This is a genomic window from Actinomadura syzygii, from assembly GCF_008085905.1.
Classification (GTDB): domain Bacteria; phylum Actinomycetota; class Actinomycetes; order Streptosporangiales; family Streptosporangiaceae; genus Spirillospora; species Spirillospora syzygii.
In genome coordinates, this window is sequence record NZ_VSFF01000003.1 from 521,115 (window position 1) to 542,187 (window position 21,073).

At 72.8% G+C, this 21,073-nt stretch carries 23 protein-coding genes; 6 read left to right on the forward strand and 17 right to left on the reverse strand.

Translation table 11 applies throughout. The annotated features are described in order from the left end of the window. Nucleotides 1–2: 2 nt before the first annotated feature. Complete coding sequence (locus FXF65_RS09605; RefSeq protein ID WP_148349341.1) at nucleotides 3–656, reverse strand: AIM24 family protein; 654 nt, start codon at nucleotides 654–656, stop codon at nucleotides 3–5. Further along, a complete protein-coding gene (locus FXF65_RS09610; protein ID WP_246198452.1) occupies nucleotides 656–1,294 on the reverse strand; it encodes an AIM24 family protein in 639 nt (212 codons plus the stop codon). Before FXF65_RS09610 ends, FXF65_RS09605 begins: the two co-directional genes overlap by 1 nt. A 67-nt stretch (nucleotides 1,295–1,361) precedes the next feature. Between FXF65_RS09610 and FXF65_RS09615 the strand changes: the two genes are divergently transcribed. Together FXF65_RS09615 and FXF65_RS09620 are read left to right on the forward strand one after the other, a co-directional pair. Beyond that, nucleotides 1,362–1,757: an ABC transporter permease gene (locus FXF65_RS09615; RefSeq protein WP_148349343.1), complete on the forward strand. Its 396-nt coding sequence runs from the start codon at nucleotides 1,362–1,364 to the stop codon at nucleotides 1,755–1,757. A 72-nt stretch (nucleotides 1,758–1,829) separates the two neighbouring features. Further along, entirely contained in the window at nucleotides 1,830–2,966 is a 1,137-nt protein-coding gene (locus FXF65_RS09620; RefSeq protein WP_246198453.1) for an EAL domain-containing protein, read from the forward strand. Between the two features lie 16 nt (nucleotides 2,967–2,982). On the opposite strand, the gene FXF65_RS09625 is transcribed toward FXF65_RS09620, so the two are convergent. Both FXF65_RS09625 and FXF65_RS09630 read right to left on the reverse strand, forming a co-directional pair. Beyond that, nucleotides 2,983–3,657, reverse strand: a complete 675-nt coding sequence (locus FXF65_RS09625; protein WP_222868452.1) for a response regulator — start codon at nucleotides 3,655–3,657, stop codon at nucleotides 2,983–2,985. Nucleotides 3,658–3,730: 73 nt separating this feature from the next. Continuing rightward, nucleotides 3,731–4,927: a sensor histidine kinase gene (locus tag FXF65_RS09630; protein ID WP_246198454.1), complete on the reverse strand. Its 1,197-nt coding sequence runs from the start codon at nucleotides 4,925–4,927 to the stop codon at nucleotides 3,731–3,733. Between the two features lie 149 nt (nucleotides 4,928–5,076). Here FXF65_RS09630 and FXF65_RS09635 point away from each other — a divergent pair, with 149 nt between their 5' ends. Then, nucleotides 5,077–5,646 carry a hypothetical protein gene (locus tag FXF65_RS09635; protein WP_148349345.1) on the forward strand — a complete coding sequence of 190 codons (570 nt, stop codon included), beginning with the start codon at nucleotides 5,077–5,079 and terminating at the stop codon, nucleotides 5,644–5,646. Nucleotides 5,647–5,717: 71 nt separating this feature from the next. Here the strand turns inward: FXF65_RS09635 and FXF65_RS09640 are convergent, their stop codons facing one another. The 13 genes from FXF65_RS09640 to FXF65_RS09700 form a co-directional block, all read right to left on the reverse strand. Beyond that, a complete protein-coding gene (locus FXF65_RS09640) occupies nucleotides 5,718–6,044 on the reverse strand; it encodes a metal-sulfur cluster assembly factor (protein ID WP_148349346.1) in 327 nt (108 codons plus the stop codon). A gap of 6 nt (nucleotides 6,045–6,050) precedes the next feature. Next, on the reverse strand, nucleotides 6,051–6,509 hold the full coding sequence (gene sufU, locus FXF65_RS09645; protein WP_148349347.1) for a Fe-S cluster assembly sulfur transfer protein SufU: 459 nt from the start codon (nucleotides 6,507–6,509) through the stop codon (nucleotides 6,051–6,053). A 72-nt stretch (nucleotides 6,510–6,581) separates the two neighbouring features. Further along, on the reverse strand, nucleotides 6,582–7,901 hold the full coding sequence (locus FXF65_RS09650) for a cysteine desulfurase (protein ID WP_148349348.1): 1,320 nt from the start codon (nucleotides 7,899–7,901) through the stop codon (nucleotides 6,582–6,584). Beyond that, a complete protein-coding gene (gene sufC, locus FXF65_RS09655; RefSeq protein WP_148349349.1) occupies nucleotides 7,898–8,662 on the reverse strand; it encodes a Fe-S cluster assembly ATPase SufC in 765 nt (254 codons plus the stop codon). The genes FXF65_RS09650 and sufC overlap by 4 nt, the downstream gene beginning before the upstream one ends. 28 nt (nucleotides 8,663–8,690) lie before the next feature. Next, the gene (locus FXF65_RS09660; protein ID WP_148349350.1) at nucleotides 8,691–9,008 is read right to left on the reverse strand and encodes a non-heme iron oxygenase ferredoxin subunit; all 318 of its coding nucleotides are present in this window, start codon (nucleotides 9,006–9,008) and stop codon (nucleotides 8,691–8,693) included. A gap of 73 nt (nucleotides 9,009–9,081) precedes the next feature. Further along, the gene (gene sufD / locus FXF65_RS09665) at nucleotides 9,082–10,218 is read right to left on the reverse strand and encodes a Fe-S cluster assembly protein SufD (RefSeq protein WP_148349351.1); all 1,137 of its coding nucleotides are present in this window, start codon (nucleotides 10,216–10,218) and stop codon (nucleotides 9,082–9,084) included. Next, entirely contained in the window at nucleotides 10,218–11,630 is a 1,413-nt protein-coding gene (sufB, locus tag FXF65_RS09670) for a Fe-S cluster assembly protein SufB (RefSeq protein WP_148349352.1), read from the reverse strand. The genes sufD and sufB overlap by 1 nt, the downstream gene beginning before the upstream one ends. Continuing rightward, nucleotides 11,627–12,442 carry a helix-turn-helix transcriptional regulator gene (locus tag FXF65_RS09675; RefSeq protein ID WP_378231375.1) on the reverse strand — a complete coding sequence of 272 codons (816 nt, stop codon included), beginning with the start codon at nucleotides 12,440–12,442 and terminating at the stop codon, nucleotides 11,627–11,629. The genes sufB and FXF65_RS09675 overlap by 4 nt, the downstream gene beginning before the upstream one ends. Nucleotides 12,443–12,513: 71 nt before the next feature. Beyond that, on the reverse strand, nucleotides 12,514–13,455 hold the full coding sequence (locus FXF65_RS09680; protein ID WP_148349354.1) for a universal stress protein: 942 nt from the start codon (nucleotides 13,453–13,455) through the stop codon (nucleotides 12,514–12,516). Further along, nucleotides 13,452–14,912 (reverse strand): amino acid permease, encoded by a 1,461-nt coding sequence (locus FXF65_RS09685; protein ID WP_222868453.1) that lies wholly within the window; start codon nucleotides 14,910–14,912, stop codon nucleotides 13,452–13,454. Before FXF65_RS09685 ends, FXF65_RS09680 begins: the two co-directional genes overlap by 4 nt. Beyond that, nucleotides 14,909–15,844 (reverse strand): carbamate kinase, encoded by a 936-nt coding sequence (arcC, locus tag FXF65_RS09690; protein ID WP_148349355.1) that lies wholly within the window; start codon nucleotides 15,842–15,844, stop codon nucleotides 14,909–14,911. Before arcC ends, FXF65_RS09685 begins: the two co-directional genes overlap by 4 nt. Nucleotides 15,845–15,887: 43 nt before the next feature. After that, nucleotides 15,888–16,889 (reverse strand): ornithine carbamoyltransferase, encoded by a 1,002-nt coding sequence (argF, locus tag FXF65_RS09695; protein WP_148349356.1) that lies wholly within the window; start codon nucleotides 16,887–16,889, stop codon nucleotides 15,888–15,890. A gap of 40 nt (nucleotides 16,890–16,929) precedes the next feature. After that, on the reverse strand, nucleotides 16,930–18,171 hold the full coding sequence (locus FXF65_RS09700) for an arginine deiminase (protein ID WP_148349357.1): 1,242 nt from the start codon (nucleotides 18,169–18,171) through the stop codon (nucleotides 16,930–16,932). Between the two features lie 198 nt (nucleotides 18,172–18,369). Between FXF65_RS09700 and FXF65_RS09705 the strand changes: the two genes are divergently transcribed. The 3 genes from FXF65_RS09705 to FXF65_RS09715 are packed head-to-tail and all read left to right on the forward strand — an operon-like array spanning nucleotide 18,370 to nucleotide 21,052. Then, the gene (locus tag FXF65_RS09705; protein WP_148349358.1) at nucleotides 18,370–19,308 is read left to right on the forward strand and encodes an ABC transporter ATP-binding protein; all 939 of its coding nucleotides are present in this window, start codon (nucleotides 18,370–18,372) and stop codon (nucleotides 19,306–19,308) included. Between the two features lie 50 nt (nucleotides 19,309–19,358). Then, nucleotides 19,359–20,075, forward strand: coding sequence for an ABC transporter permease (locus FXF65_RS09710; protein ID WP_148349508.1), 717 nt, complete (start codon nucleotides 19,359–19,361; stop codon nucleotides 20,073–20,075). A 32-nt stretch (nucleotides 20,076–20,107) separates the two neighbouring features. Beyond that, complete coding sequence (locus tag FXF65_RS09715; protein ID WP_148349359.1) at nucleotides 20,108–21,052, forward strand: EamA family transporter; 945 nt, start codon at nucleotides 20,108–20,110, stop codon at nucleotides 21,050–21,052. The last annotated feature ends 21 nt before the right edge of the window (nucleotides 21,053–21,073 follow it).

Sequence of the window (21,073 nt, forward strand, 5' to 3'; positions counted from 1 at the left end):
GGTCAGATCTTCCTCTCGCTGGCCTGGACGTAGACGACCCCGGACCCGCTCAGCTCCAGCTGGAACGCCTCGCCGGAGCCGCGTCCGATCAGGTCGCGCAGCCCCACCGCCGTGGTGAGCTTGTTCTGCACCTGGCCGCGGTGGGCCACGTACGCCTGCGGGTCGACGTGCACCGGGCGCTGCGGGCCGATCGGCAGCTCCAGCACGCCGCCGTGCGACAGCACCGCGCACGAGCCGTATCCGGCGAGCGTCGAGGTGAACAGGCCCTGCCCGGTGACCGCGCCGCGCACGATCCCCCGGACGCCGCCCTGCTCGCCCATGAACATCGTCCCGACCTGGAGGGACGTGTCGTGGACGAGCAGCCGGTCGGCCTCCACGTAGAGGGTGTCGGAGCCGTTCAGGTCGATGACGGTGACGTACAGCCCGTCGTGCCCGAACATCACGCTGCCCTGCCCGGTGACGTGCATCATCGCGCTGTGCTCGCCCGCGACGGCGCGTCCGAGCGCGCCGCCGACGCCCTGCCCGGCCGTCGTGGTCGGCGCGAACGACACCGGCCCGGTGTAGGCGAGCATCGCGCCGCGCTTGCTGTAGACCTCCTGCCCCGGACCGATCGGCACCTGGAGCATCTTCGAGTTGATCGCCTGATATCCGGGCATCAGATCTCCAGAATCCCGCCTCGCTCAGCGGGCTGGACGTACACCAGCCCGTGCCCCTGGTACCGGAACTGCACGCTCTCCCCTGATCCCTGGCCGATCACCGTCCGCCAGTTGACGTCGGTGACCACGTCCTGCTGGAGCTGCCCGTGATGGCAGACGTAGGCGTGCGGGTCGACGCACAGCGGCGTCTGCGGCGTCACCTCAAGGGCGATCGCCGGGCCGTCGGAGAGGATCGCGACCGTCCCGTGGCCCTCCACCTTGGTGGTGGCGAGGCCCTGCCCGGTGCCCATCCCCCGCAGGCCGACGAACTGGACGCCGGTCTGGAGGTTGCCGTCCAGTGCCAGCAGGCTCTCCGACTCCACGAAGAGGGTGTCGCCGGTGAGCTGGACGAGCGTGACCTCCGTCGCCTCGCTCGCCAGGTACACCGTCCCGTGGCCGGTGACCTCCATGAGGGTCATGCCCTCGCCCGCGATCCTCCGCTTGAGGGCGCCCCGCAGGCCCTCGCCGCCCGTCATGCCCTGCCGCTTGAACGCCATCTGGCCCTCGTAGGCGACCATGGAGCCGTTCAGCGCCCGGACCGTCTCGCCCGCCAGGTCGACGGCGAGCATCTTCGAGCCGTTCAATCGAAATCGCGCCACGAAGCGAGAAGATACAGCCCGGCGCGTTGACGGTCCGCCGCTCCGCCGATCGGGAAGGATGAGGACCATGTGGATCGCTCCCGAACGCCGCAGCCTCAGCAGGTGGGCCGTGCCGAGCGTCGTCCTCGGCGCCGGGGTCGTGGTGGGGGCCGTGCTCGCCGCCGACGGGCGGTCCGGGACGGCCCTCGTCGCCCTCGTCGCCCTGGCCGGGTACGCGGGCTACCTGGCGTACCGGCGCAACGAGCCCGCGCTGCCGCTGAGCGAGGGGTTCGGCTCGGGCACCCGGGCCCGCGCGCACCTGCGCGCGGCGGCGATGACCGGCGACGTGCTGACCGTCGCCGTGGTCGGCGGGCTGACCGTGCAGGCGCTGCGCGGCGCCGACATCACCGCGTACGCGTGGCTGGCGGCACTCGCCGGAGCCACCTACCTGCTCTCCGCGTTCGTCGGCGGGCGGGGCCTGTGAGCAGCGCGAATTATGCGTTAACTTCTCCTGACGTATCTAGTTTCGGGGGTTGACGGGCGACATGATGCCGTTGTGTCCGCCGTCGAAGCGATTGACGCCCTCCTTCCGGCGCGCGCGGTGTTCCATCCGGTGGTCGATCTCGGCACCGGCACCGTCGTCGCCGTGGAGGCGCATGCCGCGCCGGTCGGCCCGACCCGCGTCCCGATGCGGGCGGATCCGGCCTCTGAGGACGTGCGGCGCGCGGTCGAGGCCGCCCGCGCCGGCGCCGACCTCGGCAGCCCGCTGCCGATCCAGATCGGCCTCCGGGCCGAGACCCTCTGCCAGGGCGAGAACGTCCTCGCCGGCCTGCACCGCGGGCTGGCCGAGACCGGCCGCCGCCCCCAGGAGATCATCCTCTGCGTGTCCGGGGGCTTCCCGCCCGCGGTGCGCCCTCCGCTGACCGCCGCGCTCGGCGGGCTGCGCAGGGCCGGCTACCTGGTCGGCTTCGCGGGCCTCGGCGCCGCGCACGCGCCGCTCGACCTGCTCGTCGACGGTGCCTGCTACCTGCTGAAACTCGATCCCGACCTGGCCCGCAGGGCGATGTCGGAGCCGCGCCGGGCATCGCTCGTGGACAGCCTCGTCCAGCTGGCGCACCGGCTGGAGACGCACGTCCTCGCGCCGCGGATGACGACCCGCGAGCAGGTGCTGCGGATGCGGGACGCGGGGGTGCGGCTCGTCCAGGGCCCCGCGCTCGCCCCGCCGGAGTGGCGGCCCGGGATGCCGATCCACATCCCGGTCGCGGCGCCCGGCGAGCCCGCCCGGCACGACCTCGGGCTCGGCCCGCGCGTCTCGGAGTTCACGCTGCCCGCGGTGACGATGCCGCACACGGCGACCGCCGGGGAGGTGCTCACCGCGCTGAACACCGAGACCGGCATCACCAGCATCGTGCTCGTGGACGAGCGGCAGCGGCCCCGCTGCACCGTCGACCGGACGCGGTTCCTGCTGCGGCTGTCGGGCGCGTACGGGCACGCGCTGCACGCCCGGCGCCCAGCCGCGCGGCTCTCCGACCCGCCCCGCCTGGTGCCGCGCACCGTGCCCGCCGTCGCGGCGCTGCGGGCCGCCGGGCGGGAGGACGACCGCGTCTACGACGACCTCGTCGTGGTGGACGAGCTCGGCCGGTGCTTCGGCATCGTCCGCGTCGCCGACCTGATCCGCAGCCTGTCGGGCTGAGATCGTTCCTACGGGGTCAGCTCGTCCCGGGTGATCCCTTATGGGGGTCCGGCCCGGAAAGTCCGGAGGCGGCCGTCTCCTGCGCGCGGATGGCCGCCTGGACGCGGCTGGCCAGCCCCAGCTTCTGCAGGATCCGGCTGACGTGGGTCTTGGTGGTCGTCTCGGCCATGTCCAGGCGGGCGGCGATCTGCCCGTTGGACAGGCCCTCGCCGAGGCAGGCGAACACCTCCCGCTCGCGCGGGGTCAGCTCGTCCAGGGCCGGCGGCGCGGACGGCGCGGGAGCGGCGGAGAACGCCTCGATGAGCCGCCGGGTCACCCGGGGCGCGATGATCCCCTCGCCCGCGGCGACCGTCCGCACCGCCTCCACCAGCCGGTCGGCGTCGACGTCCTTGAGCAGGAACCCGGACGCGCCCGCCCGCAGCGCGCCGAACACGTACTCGTCCATGTCGAACGTCGTGAGCACCAGCACGTCGGTGAACCCGGCGATCTCGCGGGTCGCGGCGATGCCGTCGAGGCGGGGCATGCGGACGTCCATCAGCACCACGTGCGGGCGCAGTTCCCTGGCCAGTTCCACGGCCCGCCGCCCGTCGGCCGCCTCGCCGACCACCCGGACGCCCGCCGCCGCCCCGAGGATCAGCACCAGCCCCGCCCGGACCGCCGCCTGATCATCCGCCACCAGCACATCGATCACGACGTCCCGCCCTTCTGGGGGGCGATCCCCAGGCCCCCGGACGGCGGTCGCCATGATCCTCGCTCCGCTCCGGTCATGACGTCCGCCCACCATTCACATGGTTCACGTTCACCTGGTCGAGGGGGAGTTCGGCGTGGACGCGCCAGCGTTCGCCGGCCGGGCCCGCGTCGAACTCGCCGTCGAGCATCACGGCGCGCTCGCGCATCCCGACCAGGCCGCTGCCGGTGCCCGGCAGCCGGGAGCCGTCCAGGCCGAGCGGGCTCAGCACGTCGATCACCACGCGCCGCCGCGCGTAGGCGACCCGCACGTCGGCGCGGCCGGGACCGGCGTGCTTCAGGGCGTTCGTCAGCGCCTCCTGGACGATCCGGTAGGCCGCCAGCTCCACCGCCGCGGGCAGCTCCGGCGGCTCCCCGCTGACCTCCAGGTTCGCCGACAGGTCGGACCGCGCGGTGTGCCGGACGAGCCGGTCGAGCTCCGCCAGCCGCGGCCGGGCGGCCGGGTCGTCGCCGTCGCCCTCCCGCAGCAGCCCGATCATCCGGCGCATCTCCGCGAGCCCCTGCACGCTGTTCTCCCGGATGACCTCCATCGCGCGGTCGACGCCGTCCCGGTCCAGGTCGCGGACCTTCAGGACGGCCGAGGAGTGCAGCGCCACCGCGCTCAGGTGGTTGGCGATCACGTCGTGCAGCTCCCGGGCCATCCGGGCGCGCTCGGCGGTCACGGCGGCGCGCCGGTCCAGCTCGGCGAGCCGCGCGACCTGCTCGGCGCGCGCCCGCTCCGCCTCCGCCCGGAACCGGTGCTCCCGGACGGCCATCGCGGTCAGCACCGGCGCGACCCACACCAGCCCGGCGACCGCGCCGCCGACCACCCCGGGCGCGACGCCGCGCAGCCCGACCGCGGCGCCCACGGCGACCCCGAGCGCGGCGAGGACGGTCGCGCCGAGCAGCCATTCGGCCGTCCGGCGCCGCCCGTACAGGCTCGCCGCGTACAGCGCGTCGCCGTAGATCATCGCGGTGGCGATGCTCGGCCCGAACGCCACGTCGGCGAAGTTGAACGGCGTCGCCAGCGCGAGGGCGGTGAGGGGCGCCGCGCGGCGCAGCAGCATGGCCGAGCACAGCCCGAGCAGCGGGACGAGCCGCACCCAGAGCGAGGGGTCCCAGTCCTCCGACCAGGTGGAGTAGCCGTGCGCGGCGAGCATCGTCAGCCCGCCGGCCAGCGCCGCCACGACGATCAGCGCGTCCTGGCGGGTGGTCAGGCGTCGGATGCGGTGCACCGTCCCATCTCAGCATCTCCGGCGCCGTGGCTCGTCCGTCCGGGTGAGGATGCCCCGTACATCCTTCGGACGACCCTCGGAACCCGCACAGCGGACGACGATTCCCGCCCTCCTACCCCGGACCATGGAACCGACGGAAAGGGGTCCACGTGCTCATCGCGGTCATCGCCGGTTGCGAGATCGGCTTCTGGGTCGTCCTCGCGGCCGGGCTCGCCGCCCGCTATCCGCTGCGGCTGCGGCGGACCGGCGCGGCGCTGCTGCTCTGCGTGCCGCTGGTCGACCTGGTGCTGCTGGTCGCGACGGCGGCAGACCTGCGCGGCGGGGCGACCGCCGGGTTCGCGCACGGCCTCGCCGCCGCCTACCTCGGCTACTCGGTCGCGTTCGGGCACGGCATGGTCCGCTGGGCGGACGAGCGGTTCGCGCACCGCTTCGCGGGCGGCCCGCCCCCGCGCGGCAAGCCCGGGTACGGCGCCGCCCGGACCCGCTACGAGTGGCGCGAGTTCGGCAAGGCCGTGCTCGCCACCGCGATCGGCTGCGCCCTGCTCCTGGCCATGATCGCCTGGGTCGGCGACGCCGACCGCACCGAGGCCCTCCTCGGCTGGACGGCCCGCCTCGGCCTCGTCCTGGCGATCTGGTCCCTGTGGCCCATCACCCACACCCTCTGGCCCGCGAAACCCAAGAACGCCCGGAAGCCCGCCGACCCCGCGCGCCAGGACTGACGACCGGCACCGCGAAGACACGTGAGGCCGCGACCCCGGCGAGCGGGGCGCGGCCTTACGGGTTGGGCGGGTCAGACGTTGAAGCCGAGGGCGCGGAGCTGGTCGCGGCCCTCGTCGGTGATCTTGTCGGGGCCCCATGGCGGCAGCCAGACCCAGTTGATCTTGACGTCCTTGACCAGGCCCTCCAGGGCGCTGTGCGCCTGGTCCTCGATCACGTCGGTGAGCGGGCAGGCGGCGCTGGTGAGCGTCATGTCCAGGACGGCGACCTCATCGGCGATGTTCACGCCGTACACCAGGCCGAGGTCGACGACGTTGATGCCGAGCTCGGGGTCGACGACGTCCTTGAGGGCTTCGAGGATCTCCTCGTCGGGGACGGCCGTGCCGGTCGGTTCGGTCATGGTGCCCTACCTTGTCTCTCCGAGTGCGCGGGCGGTCGCGTCCTTCCACGCCATCCAGGCGAGCAGGGCGCATTTGATCCGGGCGGGGTACTTGGAGACCCCGGCGAAGGCGATGGCGTCCTCAAGGAGGTCCTCGTCGGGGTGCACGTCCTGGCCGCGCGACTGCATCAGGGTCAGGAACTCGTCGCCGACCGCCATCGCCTCCTTGACGGACTTCCCGATGATCAGGTCGGACATCACCGAGGCGCTGGCCTGGCTGATGGAGCAGCCCATCGCGTCGTAGGACACGTCGGCGACCGTGGCGGCCTGGCCCTCGCCGTCCAGGTGGACGCGCAGCGTCACCTCGTCGCCGCACGTCGGGTTGACGTGGTGCGCCTCGCCCTCGAACGGCTCCCGCAACCCCTTGTGGTGGGGGTTGCGGTAATGGTCCAGGATGACCTCCTGGTACATCGCCTCCAGTTGCATGTCGTCCTTTCCAAGCCTTTCTCACTGCAACAGGGCGGGCGGTGGGCGTGTTCCGGGCGGGTCGGACCCGGGTCAGACCGTCCCGAAGAACCGCTGCGCCTGCCGTACCCCGTCGGCGAGCGCGTCGATGTCGCCGAGGGTGTTGTAGATGTAGAACGTCGCGCGGGTGGTGGCCGGGATGCCGAAACGGCGGCAGATCGGCCACGCGCAGTGGTGGCCGACGCGGACCTCGACGCCGAGGTCGTCCAGCACCTGCCCGACGTCGTGCGGGTGGATGCCGTCGACGGTGAACGCCACGGCGCCGCCGCGCGCCTCGGTGGTGCCGGGCCCGACGATCCGGACGCCGGGGATCTCGGTGAGCCGCTCCAGCGAGTAGCCGATGAGGGCCTCCTCGTGGGCGTGCACCCGGTCCATGCCGATCTCGGCGAGGTACTCGCACGCCACGCCGAGGCCGATGGCCTGCGCGGTCATCGGCACGCCCGCCTCGAACCGCTGCGGCGGCGGCATGAACGTGGTGCCCTCCATCCGGACGACCTCGATCATGGAGCCGCCGGTGATGAACGGCGGCATGGCCTCCAGCAGCTCGCTCCGCCCCCACAGGACGCCGATGCCGGTCGGGCCGAGCATCTTGTGCCCGGAGAAGGCGAGGAAGTCGACGTTCAGCCGGGTGACGTCCACCGGCTGGTGCGGGACGGACTGCGCCGCGTCCAGCAGGACCAGCGCGCCGACCGCGTGCGCGCGGGCGGCGATCAGCTCGATCGGCGGGACGGTGCCGAGCACGTTCGACTGGTGCGTCAGCGCGACGATCTTCGTCCGCTCGTTGACCAGCTCGTCGAGGTGCTCGAGGTCGAGCCGCCCGTCGTCGGTGATGCCGAACCAGCGCAGGGTCGCGCCCGTCCGGCGGCACAGCTCCTGCCACGGGACGAGGTTCGCGTGGTGCTCCATCTCCGACACCACGACCTCGTCGCCGGGGCCGACCCTGAACCGCTCCGCCTCAGGGCCCGCGGTCGCCGCGTTGCTCATCGCGTACGCGATGAGGTTGATGCCCTCGGTGGCGTTCTTCGTGAACACGATCTCGGCGGGCGTCGCGCCGATGAACCGGGCGATGGACGCGCGCGCGTTCTCGTACGCCTCCGTCGCCTCCTCGGCGAGCAGGTGCGCGCCGCGGTGCGGTGCCGCGTTGTGCCGCTCGTAGAAGTCGCGCTCGGCGTCCAGCACCCGGAGGGGCTTCTGCGACGTCGCGCCCGAGTCGAGGTACACCAGCGGGTGCCCGCCGCGCACCGTGCGCTGCAGGAGCGGGAAGTCCTTCTTCAGCTCCTCCGGCAGGAGGTTCCCGGCGCCTTCCGGCGACGCGGCCTCCCACGCCGCCCGGTTCGCCTCGCTCAGGCTCATAGCGACGCGCCCGCCTTCAGGTACTTCTCGTAGCCCTCTTCCTCGAGCTCGTCGGCCAGCTCGGGCCCGCCCTCGGCGACGACCCGGCCGCCCGCGAACACGTGCACGAAGTCGGGCTTCACGTAGCGGAGGATGCGGGTGTAGTGGGTGATCAGCAGCACGCCGGTGTCGCCGGACGCGAACCGGTTCACCCCCTCGGAGACGACCTTGAGCGCGTCGACGTCGAGGCCGGAGTCGGTCTCGTCCAGGACGGCGACCTTCGGCTTCAGCATCTCCAGCTGCAGGATCTCGTGCCGCTTCTTCTCGCCGCCGGAGAAGCCCTCGTTCAGGCTGCGCTGCGCGAACGCCGGGTCGATGGACAGGTCGTCCATCGCCTGCTTCATCTCCTTGGAGAACTCGCGGAGCTTCGGCGCCTCGCCGCGGACGGCGGTCACCGCCGAGCGCAGGAAGTTCGAGACCGACACCCCCGGCACCTCGACCGGGTACTGCATCGCGAGGAACAGCCCGGCGCGGGCGCGCTCGTCGACCGACATGGCGAGGACGTCCTCGCCGTCGAGCGTCACCGTGCCGGACGTCACCTCGTACTTCGGGTGCCCGGCGACCGCGTACGCGAGGGTGGACTTGCCGGAGCCGTTCGGCCCCATGATCGCGTGGGTCTCGCCGGCCTGCACGGTCAGGTCGACCCCGCGGAGGATCTCCTTCGACCCGTCGGAGCCGTCGCCGACGGAGACGTGGAGGTCGCGGATCTCAAGCGTGGCCATAGTGCGTCGTTGTCCTTATCGTGGGGCCCTAGTCGTCGGCGGCGAGCGAGACGTAGACGTCGCCGTCCTCGACCTTGACCTTGTAGGTGGCGACCGGCTGCGTGGCCGGCGGGTTGGTGGGCTTGCCGCTGCGCAGGTCGAAGCAGGACCCGTGCAGCCAGCACTCGATCGTGCCGTCGTACACCTCGCCCTCCGAGAGCGAGACCTCGGCGTGCGAGCAGATGTCGTTGACGGCGAACACGTCCTCGCCGCTCCGCGCGATCGCGATGGGCGTGTCGTCGACCTCGACGGCGATCGCCCCGTCCGCCGGGACGTCGCCGAGCGCGCACACCTTCACGAACGTCACTTCGACCTGCCCTTCTGGGGGGCGACCCCCAGACCCCCGAGGCCGGCGCCCGATGATCCTCGCTTCGCTCCGGTCATCGGGACGCCCCCTGGTCCAGCTCCGCCTCGATCGCCTCGCGGACCTTCTCGCGGACGTCGGGGACCTCGATCCGCTCGACGAGCTGGCCGAGGAACCCGCGGACGACCATGCGGCGCGCGTCGTCGAAGGTGATGCCGCGCGCCTGGAGGTAGAACAGGTGCTCGTCGTCGAGCCGTCCGGACGCCGAGGCGTGCCCCGCGCCCGCGACCTCGCCGGTGAGGATCTCCAGGTTCGGGACGGAGTCGACCCGCGTCCCGTCGGTGAGGACGAGGTTGCGGTTCAGCTCGTAGGTGTCGGTGCCCTCGGCCTCGGCGCGGATGATGACGTCGCCGATCCACACGGCGTGCGCGTCCTGGTCTTGGAGCGCGCCGCGGTAGTCGACGCGGCTGCGGCAGTTCGGGACGGCGTGGTCGACGAGCAGCCGGTGCTCCAGGTGCTGGCCGCCGTCCACGAAGTACACCCCGTACAGCTCGGCGTCGCCGCCGGGTCCGTCGTAGGACACCGACGGCGAGATCCGCACGACGTCGCCGCCGAGCGACACGTTGTGCGAGACGAACCGGGCGTCGCGGCCGAGGCGGGCGTGCTGGTGGGAGACGTGCACGCTGCCGTCGGCCCAGTCCTGGAGGCTGATCACCGACAGCCGGGCGCCGTCGCCGACGACGAACTCGACGTTGTCGGCGTAGGTCGCGACGCCGCGGTGCGCGAGCACGACGGTCGCCTCCGCGAACGGCTCGACGATCACCGTCGTGTGCCGGTAGGCGGCGGCCGAGGCGTCCTCGCCGTGCAGCCGCAGCACGGTCGGCGCGGACGCGACGGTCTCCTTCGGGACGGTCACGACCACGGCCTCGGTGAACGAGTTCCACGCCTGCGCGCTGACCCGGTCGACGGGGACGTACGCCTTGCCGAGGCGGGCGTCGTCGCGGCCGACGGTCTCGACCGTGACCTCCGGCGCCGCCTCCGCCTCGACCAGGACCTTGCCGCCCTCCTCGGCGGTGCCGTTGTGCAGGCCGCGCAGGCGGCGCAGCGGGGTGAACCGCCACTCCTCCTCGCGGCCCGTCGGCACGTCGAAGTCGGCGACCTCGTACGACGCCTTGTCGTGCAGCGTCGACAGAGGCTTCTGCTCCAGCCCCATCAGCCGACGGCTCCTTCCATCTGAAGCTCGATGAGCCGGTTCAGCTCCAGGGCGTACTCCATCGGCAGCTCGCGCGCGATGGGCTCGACGAACCCGCGCACGATCATCGCCATCGCCTCGTCCTCGGTGAGGCCGCGGCTCATCAGGTAGAACAGCTGCTGCTCCGACACCTTGGAGACGGTCGCCTCGTGGCCCATCTCGACGTCGTCCTCGCGGACGTCGACGTACGGATAGGTGTCGGACCGGCTGATCTGGTCGACGAGCAGCGCGTCGCACTTCACGGTGGACTTGCTGTGCTCGGCGCCCTCCTGGATCTGCACGAGGCCCCGGTAGGACGTCCGCCCGCCGCCGCGCGCGACCGACTTGGAGATGATGCTGGACGAGGTGTTCGGCGCGGCGTGCACCATCTTGGCGCCCGCGTCCTGGTGCTGGTCCTCGCCCGCGAACGCGATGGACAGCGTCTCGCCCTTGGCGTGCTCGCCGAGCAGGTAGACGGCCGGGTACTTCATGGTGACCTTGGAGCCGATGTTGCCGTCGACCCACTCCATGGTGGCGCCCTCGTAGGCGACGGCGCGCTTGGTCACCAGGTTGTAGACGTTGTTCGACCAGTTCTGGATCGTGGTGTAGCGGACGCGGGCGTCCTTCTTCACGACGATCTCCACGACGGCGGAGTGCAGCGAGTCCGACTTGTAGATCGGAGCGGTACAACCCTCGACGTAGTGGACGTACGACCCCTCGTCGGCGATGATCAGCGTCCGCTCGAACTGGCCCATGTTCTCGGTGTTGATCCGGAAGTAGGCCTGGAGCGGGATCTCGACGTGCACGCCCGGCGGGACGTAGATGAACGAGCCGCCCGACCAGACGGCGGTGTTCAGCGCGGCGAACTTGTTGTCGCCGACCGGGATCACCGAGCCGAAGTACTCCTGGAAGATCTCGGAGTGCTCGCGCAGGCCGGTGTCGGTGTCGACGAAGATGACGCCCTTCTCCTCAAGGTCCTCGCGGATCTTGTGGTAGACGACCTCCGACTCGTACTGCGCGGCGACGCCCGCGATCAGGCGCTGCTTCTCGGCCTCGGGGATGCCGAGCTTGTCGTAGGTGTTCTTGATGTCCTCGGGGAGCTCCTCCCAGGACGCCGCCTGCTGCTCGGTCGACTTGACGAAGTACTTGATGTTGTCGAAGTCGATGTCCGACAGGTCGGAGCCCCAGGTCGGCATGGGCTTCTTGCTGAACAGCCGCAGCCCCTTGAGGCGCAGGTCGAGCATCCACTCGGGCTCGCCCTTCTTGCCCGAGATGTCGCGGACGACGTCCTCGTTCAGGCCGCGCCGCGCCGAGGCCCCGGCCTCGTCGGAGTCGGCCCAGCCGAACTTGTACCTGTCGAGCCCCTCCAGTTCGGGGTGGGCTGCCGTAGTCATAGGGAGGTCCCTCCGGACTCCTCGTCACTGGTCAGTTCTTCGCTCGCGGCGGCGTCGCCGCCGCTCCGGCCGCTCTCGCCGGGCCCGCAGAGCGAGTGCGGGCTGACGTGGGTGGTGCAGATCCCGTCGCCGTGGGCGATCGTGGCCAGCCGCTGCACGGGCGTCCCGAGCAGCCGGCTGAACGCCTCGGTCTCGGCCTCGCACAGCTCCGGGAACTCCGCGGCGACGTGCGCGACCGGGCAGTGGTGCTGGCAGAGCTGCTCTCCGCCGCCCGGTTGCGGCGCCTTGGCCGCGGCGGCCGCGTAGCCGTCGCCGGACAGCGCCTCGGCCAGCGTGCGGACCCGCTGGTGGAGCGGCGCGTCCTGCACGACGGGCCGGTAGCGGCGCTCCAGGTCGGCGATCTGCCGCCGGGCGAACTCGGCGACCGCGCGCTCCCCGGCGGTCTCGGCGAGGAAGCGCAGCGCGCTGGTCGCGAGGTCGTCGTAGGCGTGCACGAACGCGTTGCGCCCGGCGTCGGTGATGGCGAACCACTTGGCGGGACGCCCCCGGCCGCGCCGGGTCTGCGGCGTCCGCGCCTTGCGGACCTCGATCATGCCCTCGGCCAGCAGGGCGTCCAGGTGCCTGCGGACCGCGGCGGGCGTGAGGCCGACGCGCTCCCCGAGCGTGGACGCCGTGACCGGTCCGTGTTCGAGGATCAGCCGGGCCACCCGGGCGCGGGTGTCGCGCTCGGTGCGGCCGGGCGCGGACGGCACGCCGGCGGACCGCGTACCTGCGGTCTCCGTGCTCGCCCGATCCTCGCTCACGTTTTTCACAACATCAGTGTGCCGTAATTCCTTCCCGGCAAACACCGGAACGCCGATGTCGTACCTCACGCAGGTAAGCCTTACCTAACATGCGGCTTCGCGGTCGGCTTCGCGTCCGGTGCCGCGGCGGCGCGCCGGGCGGGGCCGCGCGGCAGCACCAGCACCGGGCAGGGCGCGGCCCGGACGATCTTGCCGGAGCTCTCCCCGAGGAAAACTTTACGGAGCGGCCCGTCATGGCTGGACAGGCAGGCCAGCACCTCGCCCGGCAGCATATCGACCGCGCCGAGCGCCTTGGCGACGCCCGTCCCGGCGGCGGTCTCGCGCTCGACGCGCGGGGCGGCGCCGAGGAGCCCGGCGGCGTCCCGCAGGTCGTCCTCCGCCTGGATCCGCTGGCGCTCCATCAGCTCGTCCGCGTCGCGGAACCTGGCGGCGAGGCCGGGCGGCCGGAGCACGAGCGTGAGCAGCCGCAACGGCACCCCGAGCGACGCGGCGAACGCGGCGGCGCTCGCCAGCGGGCCGCCCGCGCCCGGACGCCGCCAGTACGCGACGGTCATGCGCGCCAGCCGGCCCGGCGGATCGGCGGCGTAGCCGCGCGGGGCGAGCAGGACCGGCACCGGCGAGCCGTGCAGGAGCTGGTCGGCGGTGCTGCCGATGGCGATCCGGCCGCGCCGCCCGCGCGGCGCGGAGCCGATGACGACCAGGTCGGCGGCGGTGTCGCGGGCGATCTCGATGAGGCCGCGGCCGCTGCCCCGGTGGGCGTGGACGCGCCACGTCGGCTCCGGCGCGCCCGTCCCGGCGAGCCGCGCCGCCGCCCGGTCCAGCGCCGACCGCGACTCCTCCCTGAGGTAGGCGACCCACTCCGCGTCCACCGAGCCGGGGCCGCGCGCGGGCCAGGGCGGCGGGTGGACGTTCGCGACCACCAGCGACCCGCCCGCCGACCGGACGACCAGCGCCGCCAGCGCGAGCGCGTCGTCGCCGCGATCGTCCGGCGAGTAGCCGAGGAGGACGCGCGGCCCGTTCACGGGGCGCTCCGTCCGGACGGCCCACCCGCCAGGCGCGAATGGCGGCGGCCGTAGAGGAAGTAGGCGGCGAGGCCCACGAGGCTCCACAGCGCGAAGACCGTCCAGGTCACGCCGCCGAGGCCGACCATCAGGTAGACGCAGAACCCGACGCCCGCGAGCGGGGTCAGCGGGTAGAGCGGGGTGCGGAAGCTGCGCGGCAGGTCGGGGCGCGTCCGCCGCAGCACGATCACGCCCACGCTGACCAGCGCGAACGCGAACAGCGTGCCGATGCTCGTGGCGTCCACCAGCCGGCCGAGCGGGACGACGGCGCCGAGCGTCCCGATGAACGCGGCCACGATGACGGTGTTGGCGACCGGGACGCGCCGCCGCGGGCTGACCTTCTGGAACACGTCGGGGACGAGCCCGTCCCGCGACATCGCGAACAGGATGCGTGTCTGCCCGTACATGACGGTGAGGACGACGCTGGCGATCGCGATCACCGCGCCGAGCGAGAGGATCATCGACGGCCAGGTGCGTCCGGTCGCCACGTTCAGCACCTCGGCGAGCGACGCCTCCGAGCCGCTGAGGCTGAACCTCGTCCAGTGCATGGCGGCGACGGCCGCGAGCCCGACCAGCACGTACACGGTCGTGACGATCGCCAGCGACAGGACGATCGCGAGCGGCAGGTCGCGGCGCGGGTTCTTCGCCTCCTCGCCCGCCGTGGACGCGGCGTCGAAGCCGATGTAGGAGAAGAACACCTTGGACCCGGCCGCGCTGATGCCCGCCCAGCCCATCGGCGCGAACGGGCTCAGGTTCCCCGACCTGAACGCGGTGAAGGCGACCGCGCAGAAGAACAGCAGCACGCCGATCTTGAGGAACACCATGATCGTGTTGGCGGTGGCGCTCTCCGACGTCCCGCGCAGGAGCAGGAACATCGCGAGCAGCACCACGACCACCGCCGGGACGTTGACCACGCCGCCCTCCCCCGGCGGCCCGGCCAGCGCCGCCGGGATCGTGAAGCCCGCCGCGTCGTCGAAGAACGCGCTCAGGTAGGCGCCCCAGCCGACCGCGACGGCCGACACCGACACGGCGTACTCCAGCAGCAGGCACCAGCCGCAGACCCACGCGACCAGTTCCCCGAGCGTCGCGTACGAGTAGGAGTAGGACGAGCCGGACACGGGGATCGTCCCGGCCAGCTCCGCGTACGACAGGGCCGAGAACAGCGCGGTGACGGCGGCGAGGACGAACGACAGCACGACGGCGGGCCCGGCCAGCGGCACCGCCTCGCCCAGCACGACGAAGATCCCGGTGCCGAGCGTCGCGCCGACGCTGAACAGGGTGAGCTGGAGCAGGCCCATCGTCCGCCTGAGCTCGCCGCCCTCGCCCTGGCCGCCCTCGGCGACGATCCGGTCGACCGGCTTCGTCCGCAGCAGGCTCCGCGCGAACGAGACGGGGGCGGGCTTCGTCCCGGCGGTCACAGCGTGCTCGCCAGCGGCCAGGTCGCGTTGGGGGTGACGATCGTGCCGGCCGTCCCGTCGAGGATCTCCACGCACTGGTCGAGGAGCCCGATCGCCGCCATGTCGCCGGTCCGCTCGACGAAGCTCGCCGCCGCCTCGACCTTCGGGCCCATGGACCCGGCGGGGAACTCCTCGGCGCGCAGCTCGTGCGGCGTGGTGTGGACGATCTCCTCCTGGCGCGGCGTCCCGTAGTGGCGCATGACGCGGGGCACGTCGGTGAGGATCAGGAGGGCGTCCGCGTCCATGCTCTCGGCCAGGACGCACGCGGTGAGGTCCTTGTCGATCACCGCCTCGACGCCCTCCAGCCGCCCGACGTCGTTGCGGAACACCGGGATGCCGCCGCCGCCCGCGCACACCACCACCGTGCCGAGCCGGACCAGCTCCCTGATCAGCCGCGTCTCGATCACCCGCTGCGGGCGCGGGGACGGCACCACGCGGCGCCACAGCTCCCCGTCCCGGCGGATCGTCCAGCCGTACTCGGCGGCGAGCTTCTCCGCCTCCTCCCGCTCGTAGACTTGCCCGACGAACTTGGTCGGGTTCTCGAACGCGGGGTCCACCGCGGACACCAGCGTCTGGTTGATCATGGCCATGACCTGGCGGCCGGGCAGCGCGTTCTGCAGCGCCTGCAGCATCCAGTAGCCGATCATGCCCTGGGTCTCGGCGCCGATCGTGTCCAGCGGGTACGGCCGGGACAGGTTCGGGTCGTTGACGCTCTCCAGCGCCAGCACCCCGACCTGCGGGCCGTTCCCGTGCGTGACGATCAGCTCGTGCCGCTCGGCGAGCGGCGCCAGCGCCCGCACCGCCCGGTCGACGTTGGCGCGCTGGAGGTCGGCGTCGGGCGTGTCGCCCCGCTCCACCAGCGCGTTCCCACCGAGCGCGACGACGACGCGCATCCTGCCCCCTTCCACGCTCCGGCCCCGCTCGGCCGGGCGTCTCTCAGCCGAGCGTCGCGACCATGACCGCCTTGATGGTGTGCATCCTGTTCTCCGCCTCGTCGAAGACGATGGAGGCGTCCGACTCGAACACCTCCTCGGTGACCTCCAGCGCGTCGAGGCCGGTCTTCTGGAAGATCTGCTCCCCCACGACCGTGTCCCGGTTGTGGAAGGCGGGGAGGCAGTGCATGAACTTCGCGTCCGGGTTGCCGGTCGCGCGCATGACCTCGGCGTTGACCTGGTACGGGCGGAGCAGCGCGATCCGGTCGTCCCACCGCGCGGCGGGCTCGCCCATCGACACCCACACGTCGGTGATCACGAAGTCGGCGCCGCGGACGCCCACGGCGACGTCCTCGGTGAAGCGGAGGTCGGCGCCGGTCGCGGCGGCGACCGCGGCGGACGGCTTGACGACGGTCTCCTCGTCCGGCCAGAGGACGCGCGGCGCGACGACGCGGACGTTCATGCCCGCCAGCGCGCCCGCCGCCACGTAGCTGTGGCCCATGTTGTTGCGGGCGTCGCCCAGGTAGGCGAACGTGACGCCGGCGAGGGGCCCGCCGCTGTGCTCGCGCATGGTGAGGAGGTCGGCGAGCATCTGCGTGGGGTGCCATTCGTCCGTCAGGCCGTTCCACACCGGGACACCCGCGTACGCCGCCAGTTCCTCCACCAGCTTCTGGCTCGAACCCCGGTACTCGATGCCGTCGTACATGCGTCCGAGGACGCGGGCCGTGTCCTTCATCGACTCCTTGTGGCCGATCTGCGAGCCGCTCGGGTCGAGGTAGGTGACGTGGGCGCCCTGGTCGTGCGCGGCGACCTCGAACGCGCAGCGCGTCCGGGTGGACGACTTCTCGAAGATCAGCGCGATGTTCCGGCCGGTCAGCTCCGGGATCTCGGTGCCGTCGCGCTTCGCGGCCTTCAGGTCGGCGGCGAGGTCGAGCAGGGACCCGAACTCCTCAGGCGTGAAGTCGAGCTCCCTGATGAAGCTGCGCCCGCGAAGGTCGAACGCCATCGTCCACTCCTTGATCGTTCTGCGGGGGCCGTCCGGCGGGTCAGGCGTCCCGTTCGAGCGGGCAGGTCATGCAGCGGGGGCCGCCGCGCCCGCGGCCGAGCTCGCTGCCGCGGATGGTGATCACCTCGATCCCGTTGCGGGTCAGGTGGTCGATGCTGGTCGCGTTGCGCTCGTAGGCGACGACCACGCCGGGCGAGACGGCGAGGACGTTGGCGCCGTCGTCCCACTGCTCGCGCTCGGCGGAGAACACGTCCTGCGTCGGGACGAGCACCTTGACGTCGTCCAGGCCGAGGGCCGCCGCGATGACGCGGTGCATGTCCTCCGGCGGATGGTCGGTGATCTTGAGTTCCTTCTCGGTGTCGCCCGGCTCGACGGTGTGCGAGGGCAGCATCCCCATCCCCGCGTACTTGGTGAACACGCCGTGGTCGACCATGGTCATCACGGTGTCGAGGTGCATGAACGCCCGCTTCTGCGGCATCCGCAGCGCGACGATCCGCCGGCAGGACCCGGCGGCGAACAGCGACTGGGCGAGCATCTCGACCGCCTGCGGCTGCGTCCGCTCGCTCATCCCGACCAGGACGGCCCCGTTCCCGATCACCAGGACGTCGCCGCCCTCCAGCGTCGCCGGGGCCATCGCCGTCCCGCTGTTCCACACGTGGAACCCGTCCTCCTCCGGCCTGCCGTAGCCGGACGCGAACAGCGGGTGCCAGCGGTAGATCGCCTCCATGTTCACGGTCTCGCGCATCCGCGCCTTCATGCGCATCGTGTTGATCGAGACGCCGTCGTAGATCCAGCAGGACGTGTCCCGCGTGAACAGGTGGTTGGGCAGCGGGGTCAGGACGAACCCGTCCGTCCCGATGGAGTGGAACGCGATGGACGCGGGCTCCTCCATCCGCTCCAGCATCTCCCGCTTGGTGATGCCGCCGATGAGGAACGCGGCCAGCTCGTCGACCTCCATGGCGTCGAAGCAGTTGCGGATCGCGTCGGTGGCGAGCGGCCCGTACCAGTGCGGGTCGACGACCGCGTCGAGGACGTGCTTGCGCGCCTCCGGGATCCCGATCGTCTCGCGCAGCAGGTCGAGCAGCAGGTACGTGCGGACGCCCTGCGACCGCAGGACGTCCTCGAACTCCTCGTGCTCCTCCACCGCCCGCCGCACCCACAGCACGTCGTCGAACAGCAGACCGGCGGCGTTGGACGGGGTGAGCCGCTTCAGCGACAGCTCGGGCCGGTGGACCAGGACGCCCCGCAGCCGCCCGACCTCCGAACCGACATGGAACGGCATCCCCCACCTCCTCCGGCGCGGCCACGGCGCCGCGCCCACCCCGGCCGCCGGGAGGGCCCGGCGACACGGCGGGAATTCCCCCCGCTCAGGCGGGCGAAACTAGATCGACTTCAGCCCCGCGGCTTTGCCCGACCTTTCCCGGCCGCGGCGGCGGGACCGGGCGCGGAGCGCGCCCGTCCCGGATCTAGACTCGTCGGCATGACACCCCCCGGAGACGGCGCCGTCGAGCTGCACCGGCTCGTGAAGCGCTACGCCGCGGCGGGCGGCGAACGCCGGGCCGTGGACGGCCTCTCGCTGAGCGCCGCCCGGGGCGCGGTCACCGCGCTGCTCGGCCCGAACGGCGCGGGCAAGACGACCACGATCGAGATCTGCGAGGGGTTCCGGCGGGCCGACTCGGGGACGGTCCGCGTCCTCGGCCTCGACCCCGCCGCCGACGGGCCCGCGCTCAAGCCGCGGGTCGGCGTGATGCCGCAGTCCGGGGGCGTGCCCGGCACGGCCCGCGCGGGCGAGTTCCTCCGGCTCGTCGCCTCCTTCCACGCCACCCCGCTCGACCCGGCCGCGCTGCTGGAGCGGCTCGGGCTCACCGAGCACGCCCGCACCCCGTACCGGCGCATGTCGGGCGGGCAGCAGCAGCGCCTGTCGCTCGCCGTCGCCGTGGTCGGACGCCCCGAGCTGGTCTTCCTCGACGAGCCCACCACCGGCCTCGACCCGCAGGCCCGGCACGCCACCTGGGAGCTGGTCGAGGAGCTGCGCGCCGCCGGGGCGTCGGTGGTGCTGACCACGCACAACATGGACGAGGCCGAGCGGCTGTCCGACCACGTGGTGATCGTCGACCACGGCAAGGTCGTCGCCGAGGGAGCGCCCGAGGAGCTGACGGGCGCGGAGCGGCAGCTGCGGTTCCGGGCGCGTCCCGGGCTCGGCCTGGAGGAGCTGCTGTCCGCGCTGCCCGCAGGGAGCGCGGCGAAGGAGTCGCCCGCCGGGCACTACCTCATCGAGGCCGACGTCGACCCCGGCCTCCTCGCCACCGTCACCGCCTGGTGCGCCTCCCACGGCGTCCTCACCGAGGACCTGCGGATCGAACGCCGCACCCTGGAGGACGTCTTCCTCGAACTGACCGGACGGGAGCTGCGCCCGTGACCGCCCCGCTCGACCTGTCCCCCGCGCCGGGGGCCGCGCCGCTGCCGCGGATGATCCTGTCCCAGGCCGCCTACGAGGTGCGCGCGGTACTGCGCAACGGCGAGCAGCTGCTGCTGACGCTGATCATCCCGGTGGTGCTGCTCACCCTGTTCAGCGCCACGTCGCTGCTCGACCTCGGGCCCGGCGACCGGGTCGACTTCCTCACGCCGGGCGTCCTCGCGCTCGCGGTGATGTCCACGGCGTTCACCGGGCAGGCGATCGGGACGGGCTTCGAGCGCCGGTACGGCGTCCTGAAACGGCTCGGCGCGACGCCGCTGCCGCGCGGCGGGCTGATCGCCGCGAAGACGCTGAGCGTGGTCGCCGTCGAGGCGGTGCAGGCCGTGGTGATCTTCGCGGTCGCGCTGGCGCTCGGCTGGCGCCCGCACGGCGACCCGGGGTCGGTGCTGCTCCTGCTGCTGCTCGGGACGGCCGCGTTCAGCGGGTTCGGGCTGCTGATGGCGGGCACGCTCCGCGCCGAGGCGACCCTCGCCGCCGCCAACCTCGTCTATATCCTGCTGCTCGCGGTGGGCGGCGTCGTCTTCCCGCTGGACGAGTTCCCCGGCGGGGTGCGGGACGCCCTGGAGCTGCTGCCCATCTCGGCGCTGGCCGAGGGGCTGCGGGACGTCCTCCAGGACGGCGCGGCCCTGCCGGGCACGCCGATGATCGTCCTCGCGGTGTGGGCCGTCGCGGGCCTCGCGCTCGCCGCCAAGTTCTTCGAATGGGAGTGACCGGGTTCGGATGGGAGTGACGGGGGTGGGGGATGGCTTCCGCTGAGGCGCCGGGCTCGTACGGGGGCGCGTCCCGGGCGGCGGGCCGCGCAGGCGTCCGCACGCTGTCGCTCGGGTCGGTGCCGCCGCCCGCGCTGATCCTGCTCGGCATCATCTCGCTGCAGGTCGGGGCGGGCCTCGCCAAGCACCTGTTCGACCGGCTGCCGCCGAGCGCCATCGTCACGATGCGGCTGCTGACCTCGGCGGTCGTCCTCGGGTTCCTGGCCCGGCGGGCGCTGCGGACGGTGCTGCGCGACCACTCGCGCTCCAGCCTCGCCATCGCCGCCGGGTTCGGGCTGGCGCTGGCGCTGATGAACTTCTCGATCTACCAGTCGTTCGCGCGGATCCCGCTGGGCGTCGCGGTGACGATCGAGTTCCTCGGGCCGCTGACGGTGTCGATCGTCGCGTCCCGGCGGCCGCGGGACGCGCTGTGGGTCGTCCTCGCCGGGGCGGGCGTCGTCATGCTGGCGCGCGGCGGCTCCGGCGGCCTCGACCCGGTCGGCATCGCGTTCGCGCTCCTCGCCGGGACGTGCTGGGCCGGGTACATCCTGCTCACCGCCGCGACCGGCAAGCGGTTCTCCGGCTCCACCGGCCTCGCGGTCGCGAGCATCGTCGGAACGTTCGCGATCCTGCCGCTCGGGGTCGCGTCCGCCGGGACCGCGCTGCTCGACCCGCGGCTGGTGCTGGTCGGCGTCGGCGTCGGGCTGCTGTCGTCGGTGATCCCGTACTCGCTGGAGCTGGAGGCGCTGCGCCGGATGCCCGCGCGGGTGTTCGGCGTCCTGATGAGCCTGGAGCCCGCCATCGCGGCGCTGGTCGGGCTGGCGCTGCTCGGCGAGGTCCTCACCGGGCGGCAGTGGATCGCGATCTGCCTCGTCATCGTCGCCTGCGCCGGGGCGACCCGCAGCCAGAAGAACCCGCCGGAGGCCCCCGAGGCGTGACGCCCCGGGGTGCGGTGGCCC